This window comes from Rhodococcus sp. 14-2483-1-2 (assembly GCF_002259405.1).
Taxonomy (GTDB): domain Bacteria; phylum Actinomycetota; class Actinomycetes; order Mycobacteriales; family Mycobacteriaceae; genus Rhodococcoides.
The window spans coordinates 212453-225289 of the sequence record NZ_NPFW01000009.1 but is presented as its reverse complement, the minus strand read 5'-3'; the positions used below and the strand labels follow the sequence as shown (position 1 = coordinate 225289).

At 65.6% G+C, this 12837-nt stretch carries 11 protein-coding genes; 9 read left to right on the top strand and 2 right to left on the bottom strand.

Translation table 11 applies throughout. From position 1 onward, the window contains the following. The first annotated feature begins 16 nt into the window (after positions 1-16). From CH295_RS10140 to CH295_RS10120, 5 genes are all read left to right on the top strand, one after another. A complete protein-coding gene (locus CH295_RS10140) occupies positions 17-961 on the top strand; it encodes a CopD family protein (protein WP_252341991.1) in 945 nt (314 codons plus the stop codon). A 48-nt stretch (positions 962-1009) separates the two neighbouring features. Next, positions 1010-2185: a DNA cytosine methyltransferase gene (locus CH295_RS10135; RefSeq protein ID WP_252341990.1), complete on the top strand. Its 1176-nt coding sequence runs from the start codon at positions 1010-1012 to the stop codon at positions 2183-2185. Beyond that, complete coding sequence (locus CH295_RS10130) at positions 2169-3041, top strand: GIY-YIG nuclease family protein (protein ID WP_141216988.1); 873 nt, start codon at positions 2169-2171, stop codon at positions 3039-3041. Before CH295_RS10135 ends, CH295_RS10130 begins: the two co-directional genes overlap by 17 nt. A gap of 18 nt (positions 3042-3059) precedes the next feature. Continuing rightward, the gene (locus CH295_RS10125) at positions 3060-3974 is read left to right on the top strand and encodes a LysR family transcriptional regulator (RefSeq protein WP_094740578.1); all 915 of its coding nucleotides are present in this window, start codon (positions 3060-3062) and stop codon (positions 3972-3974) included. A gap of 68 nt (positions 3975-4042) precedes the next feature. Next, positions 4043-5161: a TDT family transporter gene (locus CH295_RS10120; RefSeq protein WP_094740577.1), complete on the top strand. Its 1119-nt coding sequence runs from the start codon at positions 4043-4045 to the stop codon at positions 5159-5161. A 2-nt stretch (positions 5162-5163) separates the two neighbouring features. Here CH295_RS10120 and CH295_RS10115 read toward each other — a convergent pair whose 3' ends face one another. Then, complete coding sequence (locus tag CH295_RS10115) at positions 5164-5514, bottom strand: VOC family protein (RefSeq protein ID WP_170945850.1); 351 nt, start codon at positions 5512-5514, stop codon at positions 5164-5166. A gap of 236 nt (positions 5515-5750) precedes the next feature. On the opposite strand from CH295_RS10115, the gene CH295_RS10110 reads away from it, so the two are divergent. From CH295_RS10110 to CH295_RS10100, 3 genes are all read left to right on the top strand, one after another. Next, positions 5751-6236: a MarR family winged helix-turn-helix transcriptional regulator gene (locus tag CH295_RS10110; RefSeq protein ID WP_037186621.1), complete on the top strand. Its 486-nt coding sequence runs from the start codon at positions 5751-5753 to the stop codon at positions 6234-6236. A 3-nt stretch (positions 6237-6239) separates the two neighbouring features. Next, positions 6240-8228, top strand: a complete 1989-nt coding sequence (locus tag CH295_RS10105) for an MDR family MFS transporter (protein WP_252341989.1) — start codon at positions 6240-6242, stop codon at positions 8226-8228. Between the two features lie 136 nt (positions 8229-8364). Beyond that, positions 8365-9774 (top strand): outer membrane protein assembly factor BamB family protein, encoded by a 1410-nt coding sequence (locus CH295_RS10100; protein ID WP_170945849.1) that lies wholly within the window; start codon positions 8365-8367, stop codon positions 9772-9774. 41 nt (positions 9775-9815) lie between these two features. Here the strand turns inward: CH295_RS10100 and CH295_RS10095 are convergent, their stop codons facing one another. Further along, the gene (locus tag CH295_RS10095; RefSeq protein ID WP_288143182.1) at positions 9816-11408 is read right to left on the bottom strand and encodes a succinic semialdehyde dehydrogenase; all 1593 of its coding nucleotides are present in this window, start codon (positions 11406-11408) and stop codon (positions 9816-9818) included. Positions 11409-11523: 115 nt separating this feature from the next. Between CH295_RS10095 and CH295_RS10090 the strand changes: the two genes are divergently transcribed. Further along, positions 11524-12729, top strand: a complete 1206-nt coding sequence (locus CH295_RS10090) for a lipase family protein (protein ID WP_252341988.1) — start codon at positions 11524-11526, stop codon at positions 12727-12729. Positions 12730-12837: the final 108 nt, after the last annotated feature.

The window sequence follows — 12837 nt, the reverse complement described above, 5'->3', positions numbered from 1 at the left end:
CACCGACGTGGCTGCGGTGGGCGAGAGAAGCGTTCGGCTGGTACTCGCCGCCGCAGCTGCAACGTTGCTGGGGGTCGCGGCAGCGTTCGCGCTGGCGTACCCCACCTTTCCCGGTGGGTCGTCGTGGCTACGGGTGATCGCGGTGGCGTCGGGCTCGGTGGTGTTGGGGTTCGGGGTTCTCGCTGTCCTGGACGGCAATTCCGATTCCCGACGCCCCGCCGTCGACTCGCTGGTGATGTGGCGCGCGATCGGTTATCTGTCGGGACTGTGGGCGGTGGCCGAGTTCGTTCTGCTGGTCGCGGCGGCGGCCGATTCCGCCGGGCGTACGCCACTGACGTTGTCGCCGAGCGCTTTCACCACGTTCGCCACCTCGATCTCCGTGGGCCGTCTTGGTTCTGCGACGGTGGTCCTGACGCTCGCTCTGTGTGCCATCGGCGTGGCCGGGTATCGGCTGGGGGCGAGCTGGTCTCCGATTCCGGTGATCGTGCTGGCGTCTCTTGCGCTGGTCGCTCGGCCGCTCACCGGGCACATGTCGCAGTTCGCATTCGGGTCCTTCGCCGTTGCCGTGCATGTGGTGTGCGCGTCGGTGTGGCTCGGTGTTCTGGGTGCGATGGCGCTGAGTCTGCGGAGCAAATCGGCGTGGGCGACGCTGTTGCCGGTCTATTCGCGAGTCGCGTTCTGGTGCGTCGTCGGAGTAGCCACCACCGGGGTGCTGGACGCGGTCCTGAAGCTGGACGGCCTCAGTGCCGTGATCGAGACCGGTTACGGCCGAATCGTTCTCGCCAAGGTCCTCGTCACGGTCATCCTGATCGCGTCGGCTCACCGGATCCGTGGGACGTGGTTGCCCACCGTGTCCGCACACCGATCCACGGTGGAGCACTCGGTGGGACGTGCGGCGGCGCACGTCTGCCTGCTGGCGGTGGCGTTCGGCTTGGCTGCGGCGCTGGCGACCACTGCGTGAGCCGGCAGTAGCCGAAACCTTGTCGGCACTCTGTACTAGCCTGGGTGCATGCCGAAGTTGACTGTGGTGCCGGGTGGTTCTTCGGCACCTGCGCTCGGTCGGATCCACACTGTCGCGGAGTTCTTCGCCGGTATCGGCCTGGTGCGAATGGGCTTGGAGCAGGCCGGTTTCGAGGTCTCGTGGGCCAACGACATCGAGCGCGACAAGCATCACATGTATCGCCAGCACTTCGGCGACGACGCAGGCCATTTCCAACTCGGTGATGTCGCTCGCACTCGAGGAGACGATCTGCCCGAGGGGCTGTCGTTGGCGTGGGCGTCGTTTCCCTGCACCGACTTGTCGTTGGCCGGCGGCCGGGCCGGGCTTGCGGGCAAGAACTCCTCTACGTTCCGGCATTTCACTCGGGTCCTGAGCGAGCTCGGTGATGCTCGGCCCCAGGTGGTCGTGCTCGAGAACGTCGTCGGGCTGGCGACGAGTCACGGTGGAGACGATCTGGCCGCAGCGGTCCGGGAGCTCAACGAGCTCGGCTACTCGGTCGATGTCCTCACCATCGATGCTCGACGCTTCGTTCCGCAGTCACGTCCACGGCTGTTCCTCATCGGGGCGCAGAATCCCCCCGAGGATGCCCGCGATCCCAACAGTGAGCTTCGACCGGATTGGTTGCAGGCGGTGTACGGCGATTCGACGTTGCTGACGCATCGGGCTCCGCTGCCGAGTCCACCGATTCCGCTGACCAGTGGTCTCGGTGATGTGGTCGAGCGCATGGACTACCGCGACGAGCGGTGGTGGGATGCAGCCCGAACCGCGGCGTTCGTGCAGTCGTTGTCGCCGATTCAGTTGCAGCGCATCGAAATTCTGAAGAGGGCTCGCAAGGTCAGCTACCGCACCGCCTACCGTCGCACCCGCAACGGCGTCGCCGTGTGGGAGGCGCGCCCCGACGACATCTCCGGTTGCCTCCGTACCGCCCGCGGCGGTTCGTCCAAGCAAGCGGTGGTCAAGATGGGCAACGGCCGTTTGCAGGTGCGATGGATGACGCCACTCGAGTACGCTCGCCTGATGGGTGCGGGCGAGTACACACTCGACGGTCTGCGAAACAATCAGGCGCTCTTCGGTTTCGGTGATGCCGTGTGCGTTCCCGTGGTCGCGTGGCTCGCCGAGCACTACCTGATGCCACTGGTCAGCGGGACCCTGAGTTCGACTGCGGCACATGTCCAGTCACGGTAAGTCCTCGCTGCGGTCGTCTGCCGTCGCGCCGCGCAAGAGCACTCTTCCCGCGGACGACGTGCAGTCCTTTCGTACTGCTCTGCGAGAAGTGCTGGGTGAGAAGGACGATCGGGGCCGGGTGTGGTCGGCGGCCAAGTGGGGCGTGTATGCGTTCTACGATTACGACGGCGAGCCGATCTACGTGGGGCAGACCAAGGAGAAGCTCAGCGTCCGGGTGCAGCGTCACCTGACCAACCAGCGAACCGACGCCGTCGCGATGCGAGTGCTCGACGTCTTCGAGGTCGCGGAGATCGAGATCTGGCCGCTGTGGCAGTACGAGGATCTCAAGAAGTCCGACGGCGCAGAGCAATTCCGCGCCGCCGAGCGTGATCTGAATGCTCACGAGTACACGGCATACCTCGAGGCCATCGACAAGTCGCGGCACAAGGCGATCCTCAACGAGAAGATTCCGCCGGTCTCGGAGCCCATCGCACTCCCCGCGTCACTGCGTCGGTCGCTGATCTCCGAGCAGACCCGCCGCGAGCGCGGACATCCCGATATCCGCATCGCACGCCGCGCCGAGACCATCTCACGGTTGGCAGCGGTCACTCGCGAACGCGGTGAGGTCTCCGAGGGACTACGGCGCGTCCTCGTGGTCCAGGCCGTGCGCCTGGCCTACCTGTCGGCCGAGCGACTCGCTTTCGTCGAGGGGCATCCGATCCCCGATCCCGCCGCGATCGACGTCACCGCGTTGGTTGGTTCGGTGCTGCACGAGCGCGACTCCGATACCGATACCGATACCGATACCGATACCGAAAGCGACCCGGACCCGGACGCCGAGCCCGAGGGCGAGCTGGACCTGTTCGGCGAGTACTGACGAAAGTAGGCTCGCCCTGTGCCGCTTCCCCCTCACGTTGCCGATCTCACCAGCATCGACCTGCTGCTGTCGGTCGCCGAGCTCGGCAGCATCGGGCGAGCGGGTAGAGCTCACGGAATGTCGCAGCCGGCGGCCAGTGCGCGCATCCGTGCGCTGGAGAGACGCGTCGGCGCTCCGCTGCTGCGGCGCGGAGCGCGAGGAACGGTACTGACCGACCTCGGTGAGCTCGTCGCGAGCTGGGCCGCGCCGGTCGTTCGGTCCGCCGAGGACTTGGCGACGGCGATCGCCACGTTGCACGCCGAACGCATCGGCCATGTGCAGATCGCCGCGAGTCAGACTGTCGCAGAGTATCTTCTGCCGCGCTGGCTGGTCACGCTGCACACGCTCGTCCCGCACATCGTTCCGACGCTGAGTTCGGGTAATTCGACGGTGGTCGCCGAGAAGGTGCTCGCGGGCGCCGCCGATCTCGGCTTCATCGAAAGTCCCGATGTGCCTGCAGCACTGGACCACCGGACAGTGGCCACCGACGAGCTGGTGCTCGTGGTGGCACCGGATCACTCCTGGGCATCCACTCCGCCGTCGGCCACCGAGATCGTCGCCACCGCACTGGTGACGCGGGAGGCGGGGTCGGGAACGCGCTCGGCCTACGAAAGCGCCGTGGCTGCAGCGGGTCTCGGACAGCCGATGTCGCCGCTCCTCGAGGTCTCCTCGACGACGGCGATCAAGTCCGCTGTCGGGGCAGGCATCGGTGGGGCCGTACTGAGCTCACTGGCCGTCGCCCCCGAGCTGGCCGCGGGAACCCTGGTCCGCGTACCGATCCCAGGATTGACTCTGCGTCGTGAGTTGCGGGCGATCTGGCCGTCCGGTCGCGCGCCGAGTGGACCGGCCGCGGAGTTGCTCACAGTGGCGGCGAAGACTCGACTTCAGTCATAACCCTGGGTTATGGCTGGTGGACGAACTGACGCCTACCGGCCGGGCACGGTGCCGCGCAGGCTGAAGACATGACCGTGACCGACCACGCCGCCATCTCGACCGAGCACCTTTCGCACCGCCGACCCTTCGAGCACATCACCCCCAACTGGTTCGCCGCGGTGATGGGGACCGGCATCGTGGCCACCGCGGCCGCAACGTTGCCGGTGCAATTCCCGGCTCTGCACGTCTTCGCGGTCGCTGTCTGGGCCTGTGCCGCCGCGGCGCTGGTCGTGATCGGTGCGGCCTTCGTGATGCACTGGACCGGGCACCGCGACCGGGCCGTCGCCTATGCCCGGCACCCGGTGATGGTGCAGTTCTACGGCGCTCCGCCCATGGCGATGCTCACCGTCGGCGCGGGCGCAGGTCTGCTCGGAGCGGATCTGCTCGGACCGACCGCGGCCACCACGCTGTTCGCCGGCCTGTGGATCGCCGGGACGATCGCCGGTCTGCTCACCAGCGTCGTCGTTCCGTTTCGGATGATCACCGCGTCCGATCATCGCGACGTCGCAGCCCTGCCCGCGTGGCTGATGCCCGTCGTCCCGCCGATGGTGTCGGCGTCGACCGGGGCGTTGCTGCTTCCGCACCTGCCCGAAGGCCAGTGGCGGCTGGCGCTGCTGTGCGCCTGCTACGCGATGTTCGGGCTGTCGCTGATCGTCGGGATGATCACGCTGACTCTGATCTACGGACGTCTGTTGCACGGCGGTCTGCCGCCCGTCGACGCGGCTCCGACCGTGTGGATCACGCTGGGGTTGATCGGTCAGTCGATCACGGCGGCCAACCTGCTGGGCACCGACGCATCGATGGTGTTCACCGGCGCACAGTCGTCGATCGCCGTCGGGTTACACGTGTTCGGTATCGGCTACGGGCTGATCATGGGCGGCTTCGGAATGCTGATGTTCGCGCTCGCGACTGCTCTGACCGTGCACGCGGCACGCAGAAACTTGGGGTTCTCGCTGACGTGGTGGTCGTTCACGTTCCCCATCGGAACCTGCGTCACCGGAGCGACTGCACTGGGTCATGCGCTGAACTTCGGTGCGGTGCAGGCTCTGGCCGTTGCCCTGTACGTCCTACTGCTCGCCGCCTGGATCATCGTGGCCACCCGCACTGTTCGAGGTGTTCTACGAGGGAACCTGCTGCACCCCCACTGATCTCACATGTGAGCAAGCACGTTCACCACATTGCCGCCTGCATCGCGGAAGAAGAATCGGCGGACGCCCCACTCCTCGTTGCTGATCTCGTAGACGATCTCGAGATCCGCGTCGACGGCAGCTCTATAGGCCGCGTCCACGTCGTCCACCTCGATCGACGCGGACGGATTGACCGGCCCGGTGGGATCGGCGGTGATCAGACTCAGCTGCGCCGAGCTGTCTCCCGACGGGGCAAGCGTGGCGATCCAACCGTGATTCATCACCACCTCCATGCCGGTCACCTGGACGTACGCGTCCAGCGTCGCGTCGAGATCGGTGACAGTGAGCAGTGGCATCGCGCGCACAACGTCCATGCCCGGACTGTATCCCCCTGCCCCGTGCCCAGGATCGGCTCCCCAGTTTCGGATTTGTGACTGCAATCGGAGGCCCAAATCCACATCCGGGGAGCCGATCCCCCGTTCGGATCTCCCCCTAGCCCCAGCAGACCCGTCACTGTGACCCACGAGACAGGAATATTATTTGCTTAGCGCATGTATGTATATATATGGTTGCAGACAGCAAGTAAATCACCCTCATCGTTGGAGCACTCATGGCAGTTCAATCCACGACAGCGGAGTCGTTGGTCGAAGAGGTATTTCTCTTCGGGCGCACGCTGAAGCGGGCCGTGACCACCGGAGTCGAGGATTCACCCCTACCGCAGGCCCTGACCGGAGTTCTGGCCATCCTGGCGACCGAGGGCGAATGCAGACAGACCGACCTGGCCAGCAGGCTCTGCGTCAGTCAGTCCGCCCTCAGCCGGCAGATCGCAGATCTCGTCGACCTCGGCTACATCGATCGGCATCCGGATCCCGACGACAAACGTGCGTCGCGGGTCTGTGTGTCGGACCTCGGTCAGGTTCGACTGAAGCAAATTTGGGACAGACGTGCACGCCGCCTGGCAGAAATGCTGAGCGGCTGGAGCGAGTCCGAGGCACTCGAAGCACTCGACTCGATCCGCAAACTGAACGACACCTTCACCGAAGACGCCCACGCTCAGCACCAGGACGTGGCCCGCATTGAATTGATTGCGAGATAGAACATGACAACATCTGCGGAAACTCCGCCCAATCAGGCAGTCGTCGATCCCGACGCGATGTCGCATCGCCAGATCCTCGAAGCCCTCACCGGCCTGCTGGCCGCGCTGTTCACCGCGCTGCTGAGCACCACGATCGTCTCGACGGCACTGCCCACCATCATCGGTGATCTGAAGGGTTCGCAGACCGCGTACGCCTGGGTCATCACCACGGCCCTGCTGGCCAATGCCGCGTCCACGCCCATCTGGGGCAAGCTCGCCGACCTGTTCAACAAGAAGGTGCTGGTCCAGAGCGCGATCGTCATCTTCGTCGCGGGCTCCTTGATCGCCGGCTTCGCACACAACGTGCCGGTCCTGCTGGCCGCACGCGTGGTGCAGGGCATCGGCATGGGTGGCCTGACGGCTCTCGTCATCGCCATCATCGGCACCATCGTCTCCCCGCGTGATCGCGGCCGCTACTCCGGCTACACCGGTGCCGTCATGGCCGTGTCGATGTCCGGTGGTCCGATCCTGGGCGGCGTCATCGTCGACAGCCCCCTCGGCTGGCGCTGGTGCTTCTTCGTCTGCGTGCCGCTGGCAGTTGTCGCTCTCGGCCTGCTGCAGAAGACCCTGCACATCAAGACCGTCCGCAAGGACAACGTCTCCATCGACTGGCTCGGCGCACTCCTGCTCACCGCGGGCGTTTCCGTTCTCCTCGTGTGGGTGTCGTTCGCAGGCAAGGCCGACTACTACGCTTGGCTCTCCCGCGAGACTGCCTACCTGGTGGGCGGCGGAGTTCTGCTGCTGGTTCTGACGATCATCGTCGAGGCTCGGCACAAGTCGCCGATCATCCCGCTCAAGATCGTCACCGAGCGCACGACCGGCCTGGCCATCGTCGCCTCCATCGCCGTCGGTGTCGGCCTCTTCGGAGCCACCACCTTCCTCGGCCAGTACTTCCAGACCGCTCGCGGCTACACCCCGACCGAGGCCGGATTGCTGTCCATCCCACTGGTGTTCGGCATGCTCGTCGCCTCCGTCGGCTCCGGTCAGCTCATCACCAAGTTCGGTAAGTGGAAGCCGTTCATCGTCACCGGTTCCATCCTGCTGGTGATCGGATTCCTGCTCCTGGGCACCATCGATCACGCCACCAGCCTGGTGACGGTCGGCATCTTCATCACCATCGTCGGCCTCGGTACCGGCATGCTGATGCAGAATCTCGTTCTCGCAGTGCAGAACACGGTCAGTGTGCAGAACGTCGGTGCGGCATCGTCGACGGTTGCGTTCTTCCGTACCTTCGGCGGCGCGATCGGTGTCTCCGTTCTCGGATCGCTGCTGGCAACCCGGGTGGCCGACAAGTCCGCAGCCGGCCTGGCCCAGCTCGGCGTCGACAGCTCGTCGGGCGGCGGTGGATCACTCGATCTCACCTCACTGCCCGCTCCGGTCCTCGAAGTCGTCCGCACCGCGTACGGTGACGCAACCGGTCGCATCTTCATGATCGCCGGCTTCGTCGCGATCGTCACGCTGATCGCAGTCGTCTTCATTCCGAATCGCCCACTGCGCCAGACGATCGACATCGCGTCGGCCCCTGCACAGGGACCGAAGGACGAGCCGCAGGATCAGCTCGCCGAAATCCCGTCCTTCGGTGCCACTCAGGATTACGTCTCCGCCGAGTACGACACCGATCGTCGCGCCGAGGGTCGGCACGAGGCTCAGCCGGGTCAGCGTCCCTTCGAGGGCCTGAGCACCGATGCTCGTGATCGACTGCTCGCTCTGCTGTTGCCCGAGCCGAAGGACACGTTGGCCGCACTGGACGAGGCCGAGGCCATCCGCGCCGAGGTGATCGAACTGCAGCAGGAACTCGACGCGAAGATGCTCGATTTCGATGCAGTGTGCGAGCGGCTCCGTCGCCTCGGACTCAGCGAGCAGCAGATTGCTCGAGTGTTGGGAGACAACCACATTCCCGACAGTCGCAATCACTACGCACACGCCGGCCTGAACGGACAGAGCGTCAACTAGGCCAAGCGTCGACCAGGCCACCCGTCACGGCAGTTCCCCGCACCCCCACAGGGAGTGCGGGGAACTTTCGTTCTCTATGCTTCGAAGAACGGACCGGCCACCTTCTTTCGGTTCTGCACAGGCGGGAGAATCCTTCATGACACGTCGTCTCCGGATCTCCGCCGCCGCGGTCCTGGCAGCAACGCTGGTCTGCGCGTCGTGCACAACCGAGCAGCGGCAGCCGACGGCCGGCACCCCCGTCGACGGTGCAACAGGGTCTGCTCCCGGTCTCGGATGGTCCCTCTCTCCGTCGGATGTGGGTATCGAAGGTGGTCAATTTCGCGATCCCGTCCACGGCAGCGCCATCGATTCGATGGAGTCCGGTTCCATCTCCGACGGGTCGACGGTCGTCACGCTCGTCGGCCGTCTCGACGGCAGAGAGTTCGTCGACGCGACCCTGGTGGGATTGAGCATCGCGGACGGCTCGGTGCTCTGGCGCACCCCCGCGGACGATGTCGTGGGTTGCGGTGAGGAATTCGTCGACGGGCAGATCGTCTGCTACCGCGGCAACACCGGCACGACATCCGAAATCCTCACTGTCGACGCCGAATCCGGGGAGTCCAGTACTCGGGACGCAACCTTTCCGATCACGAGTCTGACCACCGCGGACGGCCATGTGTACGCCACCCGGGCGGTGCGCGAGGGTGCCAGGGCGACGGTGTCTCGCGGCACGGCGGACGCCCTCGACGCGGACTGGTCGGTGCAGTTCGATTCCAGGGCCTCGCCGGGTGCACCGTTCGCGTCCACGCTGCACACCGAGAACGGAATCGGACTGTTCGACGACGGCCGAGGAGTGTTCGCCTTCGACCTCGACACCGGCGACAACCTGTGGTCCAGAACGATTCCCGACTGCGCTCGTTCGGGCAACGCCGCGCGCGACGGCGCAGTGCGGGTGGTGCGGACCGACTGCTCGGACCCCAACACGATCGTGGGTTCGGAGATCGTCGACACCGACGGAACCGTGCTCGCTGCAACGGATTCCGTGACCCTGCAGCAGCCGACGTTCGATTCCCCCGCCGAGGAGAGCCCGCTACTGCTCGGGACGGGCGGCTATCGGCCGTCGAATCCCGAACCCGTGTGGACCGACGAGAGTCTGGCCTGGGCTGTTCCGTCGGACATCACCGCCCCCGCCGCGGCATTCCTGTCCACGCACGGACTGGCCTACGCCATCACGGGTTCGGTGGCACTGCTGCGCAACAACGACACCGCCACCGAATCCGCGCTCGACCTCGACACCGGGAACACGCTGTGGAGTCGCGAATCGGGAACCTTCGCGGAGGTCGGCGCGCTCGACGGTGACGTGGCCACGCTGTTCGGACCGGAAGTGCTGCGCGGAATCGACGTCAGAACCGGATCCACCGTGTGGGACATACCCGTTGCGACGTTCGACGACGAGGGAATCGATCGGCAGTCGTGGCCGATGTTCGATCGAGTCGAAGCCGATTCGATCTACACCGACTCGATCTACACCAGGGCACTGAGCATCTCGGTCCTACGAGCGAGATAGCCCCTCCCCCGTCGTCGACGCTGCCACAACCGGGCCCGGTACTACCGACCCGGAATGTACTTCAGCGCCTTGACGAAGGGCGGCATGATCTTTGCCCACAGCTTCGGCGGAAGTCCGCGCGGCCCACCGAGATTGAGCAGACGCGTCGTCGCGATGGTCTGCGACTCCGTGTACTTGAGCAGGCCCTCGGTGCCGTGCCTGCGTCCGACACCGGACACGCCCATGCCGCCCATCGGAGCGCCGGTGGTGCCCCACGTCGGTGCGTAGCCCTCGTCGACGTTGACGGTGCCCGAATGCAGCCGTGCTGCAATGGCTTCGCCCTGCGCCTTGGTCTTGGCCCACACACTGGCGTTGAGTCCGTACTCGGTGTCGTTGGCCTTCTCGATGGCCTCGTCGACGTCGGCGACGGGGTAGATCGACACCAGCGGCCCGAAGGTCTCGGTTGCCGCGCATTCCATGTCCTCGGTGACGTTGGCCAGCAGCGTCGGCTCGTAGAACAGCGGGCCGATGTCGGGGCGGGCCTTGCCGCCTGCGACGACGGTCGCGCCCTTGACCTTGGCGTCGTCGACGTGGGCCGAGACGGTCTTGATCTGGTCCTCGGAGATGAGGCTGCCCATCTCGATGCCGAATTCGTAGTCGGCTCCGAGGCTCATGTTGCGCACCCGCTGACCGAACTTCTCGGTGAACTCCGCGGCGATCGACTTCTCGACGTAGATACGTTCGATGGAGATGCAGAGCTGGCCGGAGTTGGAGAAGCAGGCCCGCACGGCCGCGTCGGACACTTCCCTGAGGTTGGCACCCTTGGCGACGATCATCGCGTTCTTGCCGCCGAGCTCGGCGGAGAATCCGATGAGTCGACGCCCGGCCTGCTCGGCCAGGAGCTGACCGGTGGCGGTGGAGCCGGTGAACATGACGTACTCGGTGTTCTCGACGATGGCTGTTCCCACCGCCGAACCCGGGCCGGGAACCACGGCGAACAGGTCACGGGGCAGACCTGCCTTGTAGAGCAGTTCGACGCAGGCGAGCGCGCAGTAGGGCGTCTGGCTGTCCGGCTTGAGCACGACGCCGTTGCCTGCCAGCAGTGCCGGGATGGCGTCGGACACCGCGAGGGTCATCGGGTAGTTCCACGGGGAGATGATTCCGACGACGCCCTTGGGCTGGTACCGGATCCGGGTCTTGGTCAGCACGGGCAGCATGCCGGTGACCTTCTTCGGGGCCAGCAGCTTCGCGGCGGTGCGCGCGTAGTGCCGCGCGGTCATCGAGATGTCGAGAACCTCTTCGAGGGCAGCGGCGCGGGACTTGCCCGTCTCGGCCTGCGCCATGTCCATCAGCTCGTCGCGGTGGGCGAGCACCAGGTCGCGGTAGCGGTGGAAGATCTCGGCGCGCTCGGACACGGGACGCTTGGCCCATGCCACCTGAGCTGAGCGAACGCGGGCGATCGCGGCGGTCGCGTCGGCGGCGGTGCCGACCGGGATGGTCGCCAGCTCCTTGCCGGTGAACACCTCGGTGATGGTCTTCGTCGGCCGCGATTCGGCGTCGGGGATGGCGATGAGATCGGCGAGCCGGGAGAAGGTCGAGGCGGACGGTGCTGGCATGGACGTGTCCCTACTGGTGAGTAGTGTTCTGAGTAACAGACAACCTACCTGCTCGCTGGCTCAGTTCACAGACCCGAAATCGCGCCACCGTATGGCACGATGGTCCGTGGTCTACCGGACGTCGGGGCGTACGGAGCAACAGGGTGGGAAACACATGCGCAAGGCACTCGTTCTGGCCGGAGCCGCAGCATTGATGCTGTCGTTCGTAGGGTCGGCCCAGGCCGATCCTCTGCAGGATTTCATCGCTCCGCCGAGCGATCCGGATGCGTATCTCCCCACCTCACTCGGTGATCCATGGTTCGATCCGCCGGCCGGATTCGAGAACCTGCAGCCAGGCACGATGCTGAACCGTCGAGATGTCGCGGTGACTCCCCAGGCGTCGTCCGTGCAGTTGCTCTTTCGCTCGACCGACTCCAAGAACCGACCCATCGCAGCGGCGACGACGGTCCTGACGCCCACCGCGCCCTGGACCGGAGCCGGAGATCGTCCCGTCATCGCGTACAACGAGGCAACGGACTCACTGGGTAATCAGTGCGCGCCGTCGTACACCCTGCCGCGGGGCAACAACAAGGAAATCGACCAGGTCCGGATTCTGCTCGACCGCGGTTACACGGTGGTCGTCACCGACTACCAGGGTCCTCGGCAGGCCTATTCGGCCGGTCTCGTCTCCGGACACACCGTGCTCGACGGCTTACGCGCATCCCGGAGTGCAGGAGTGGCTGCGGACGCTCCGATCGGCATCACCGGTTACTCCGGCGGTGCCATCGCCTCCGGTTGGGCCGCGCAGTTGGCTCCCGAGTACGCGCCAGAGTTGAACATCGCCGGTGTCGCGTTCGGTGGCCCGCCCACCGACTACAAGATTCTGCAGACCTCACTGAACGGCCAGATCGGTTCCGGTCTGTTCACTGCGGCGACGATCGGGTTGTCCAGGGAGTACCCGGAGATGCGGGAGCTCGCCAACGACAACGGAAAGCGACTGGCTTTGGCGCAGAAGGATCAATGCGTCGATGTGTTGTCGTATTCGGGACTGTTGCTGCTGGACCAGCGAAACCTCTCCAACGTGCCCGATGTCTTCGACCACCCGATCACCAAGGCCGTCGTCGAAGAGAACCGGATGGGCCAGACGAAGCCGGACGCACCGATCTACATCTACCAGGGTCTGCAGGACTTCCTCATTCCCAAGGAAGGTGCCGAGGCCGTGCAGGACCAGTGGTGCGCTGCGGGAGCGTCGGTTCGCCTCGAACTGGTTCCCGGGGATCATTCGCTGGCGCAGACCAACGGCCGTCCCGGCGCATACGATTGGCTCGGGCAGCGGCTCGCCGGAGAATCCACCTCCGGCTGCGAACGTGTGACCCGTTAGGAGTGGAGCCTGCGGAACGACCATGGAGGCCAGCAGCGCGGCTTGACCCTCACGCCACGGGAGGCAGCACAGTGTCCTTCGTGAGTGATTCGTCCGCGAACAGTTCGG

Excerpts from the sequence above, each read along its gene's own strand:
- CH295_RS10135 (WP_252341990.1), top strand. The coding sequence starts at position 1,010 with ATGCCGAAGTTGACTGTGGTGCCGGGTGGTTCTTCGGCACCTGCGCTC.
- CH295_RS10130 (WP_141216988.1), top strand. The coding sequence starts at position 2,169 with ATGTCCAGTCACGGTAAGTCCTCGCTGCGGTCGTCTGCCGTCGCGCCG.
- CH295_RS10120 (WP_094740577.1), top strand. The coding sequence starts at position 4,043 with ATGACCGTGACCGACCACGCCGCCATCTCGACCGAGCACCTTTCGCAC.
- CH295_RS10115 (WP_170945850.1), bottom strand. The coding sequence starts at position 5,514 with ATGGACGTTGTGCGCGCGATGCCACTGCTCACTGTCACCGATCTCGAC.
- CH295_RS10110 (WP_037186621.1), top strand. The coding sequence starts at position 5,751 with ATGGCAGTTCAATCCACGACAGCGGAGTCGTTGGTCGAAGAGGTATTT.
- CH295_RS10105 (WP_252341989.1), top strand. The coding sequence starts at position 6,240 with ATGACAACATCTGCGGAAACTCCGCCCAATCAGGCAGTCGTCGATCCC.
- CH295_RS10100 (WP_170945849.1), top strand. The coding sequence starts at position 8,365 with ATGACACGTCGTCTCCGGATCTCCGCCGCCGCGGTCCTGGCAGCAACG.
- CH295_RS10090 (WP_252341988.1), top strand. The coding sequence starts at position 11,524 with ATGCGCAAGGCACTCGTTCTGGCCGGAGCCGCAGCATTGATGCTGTCG.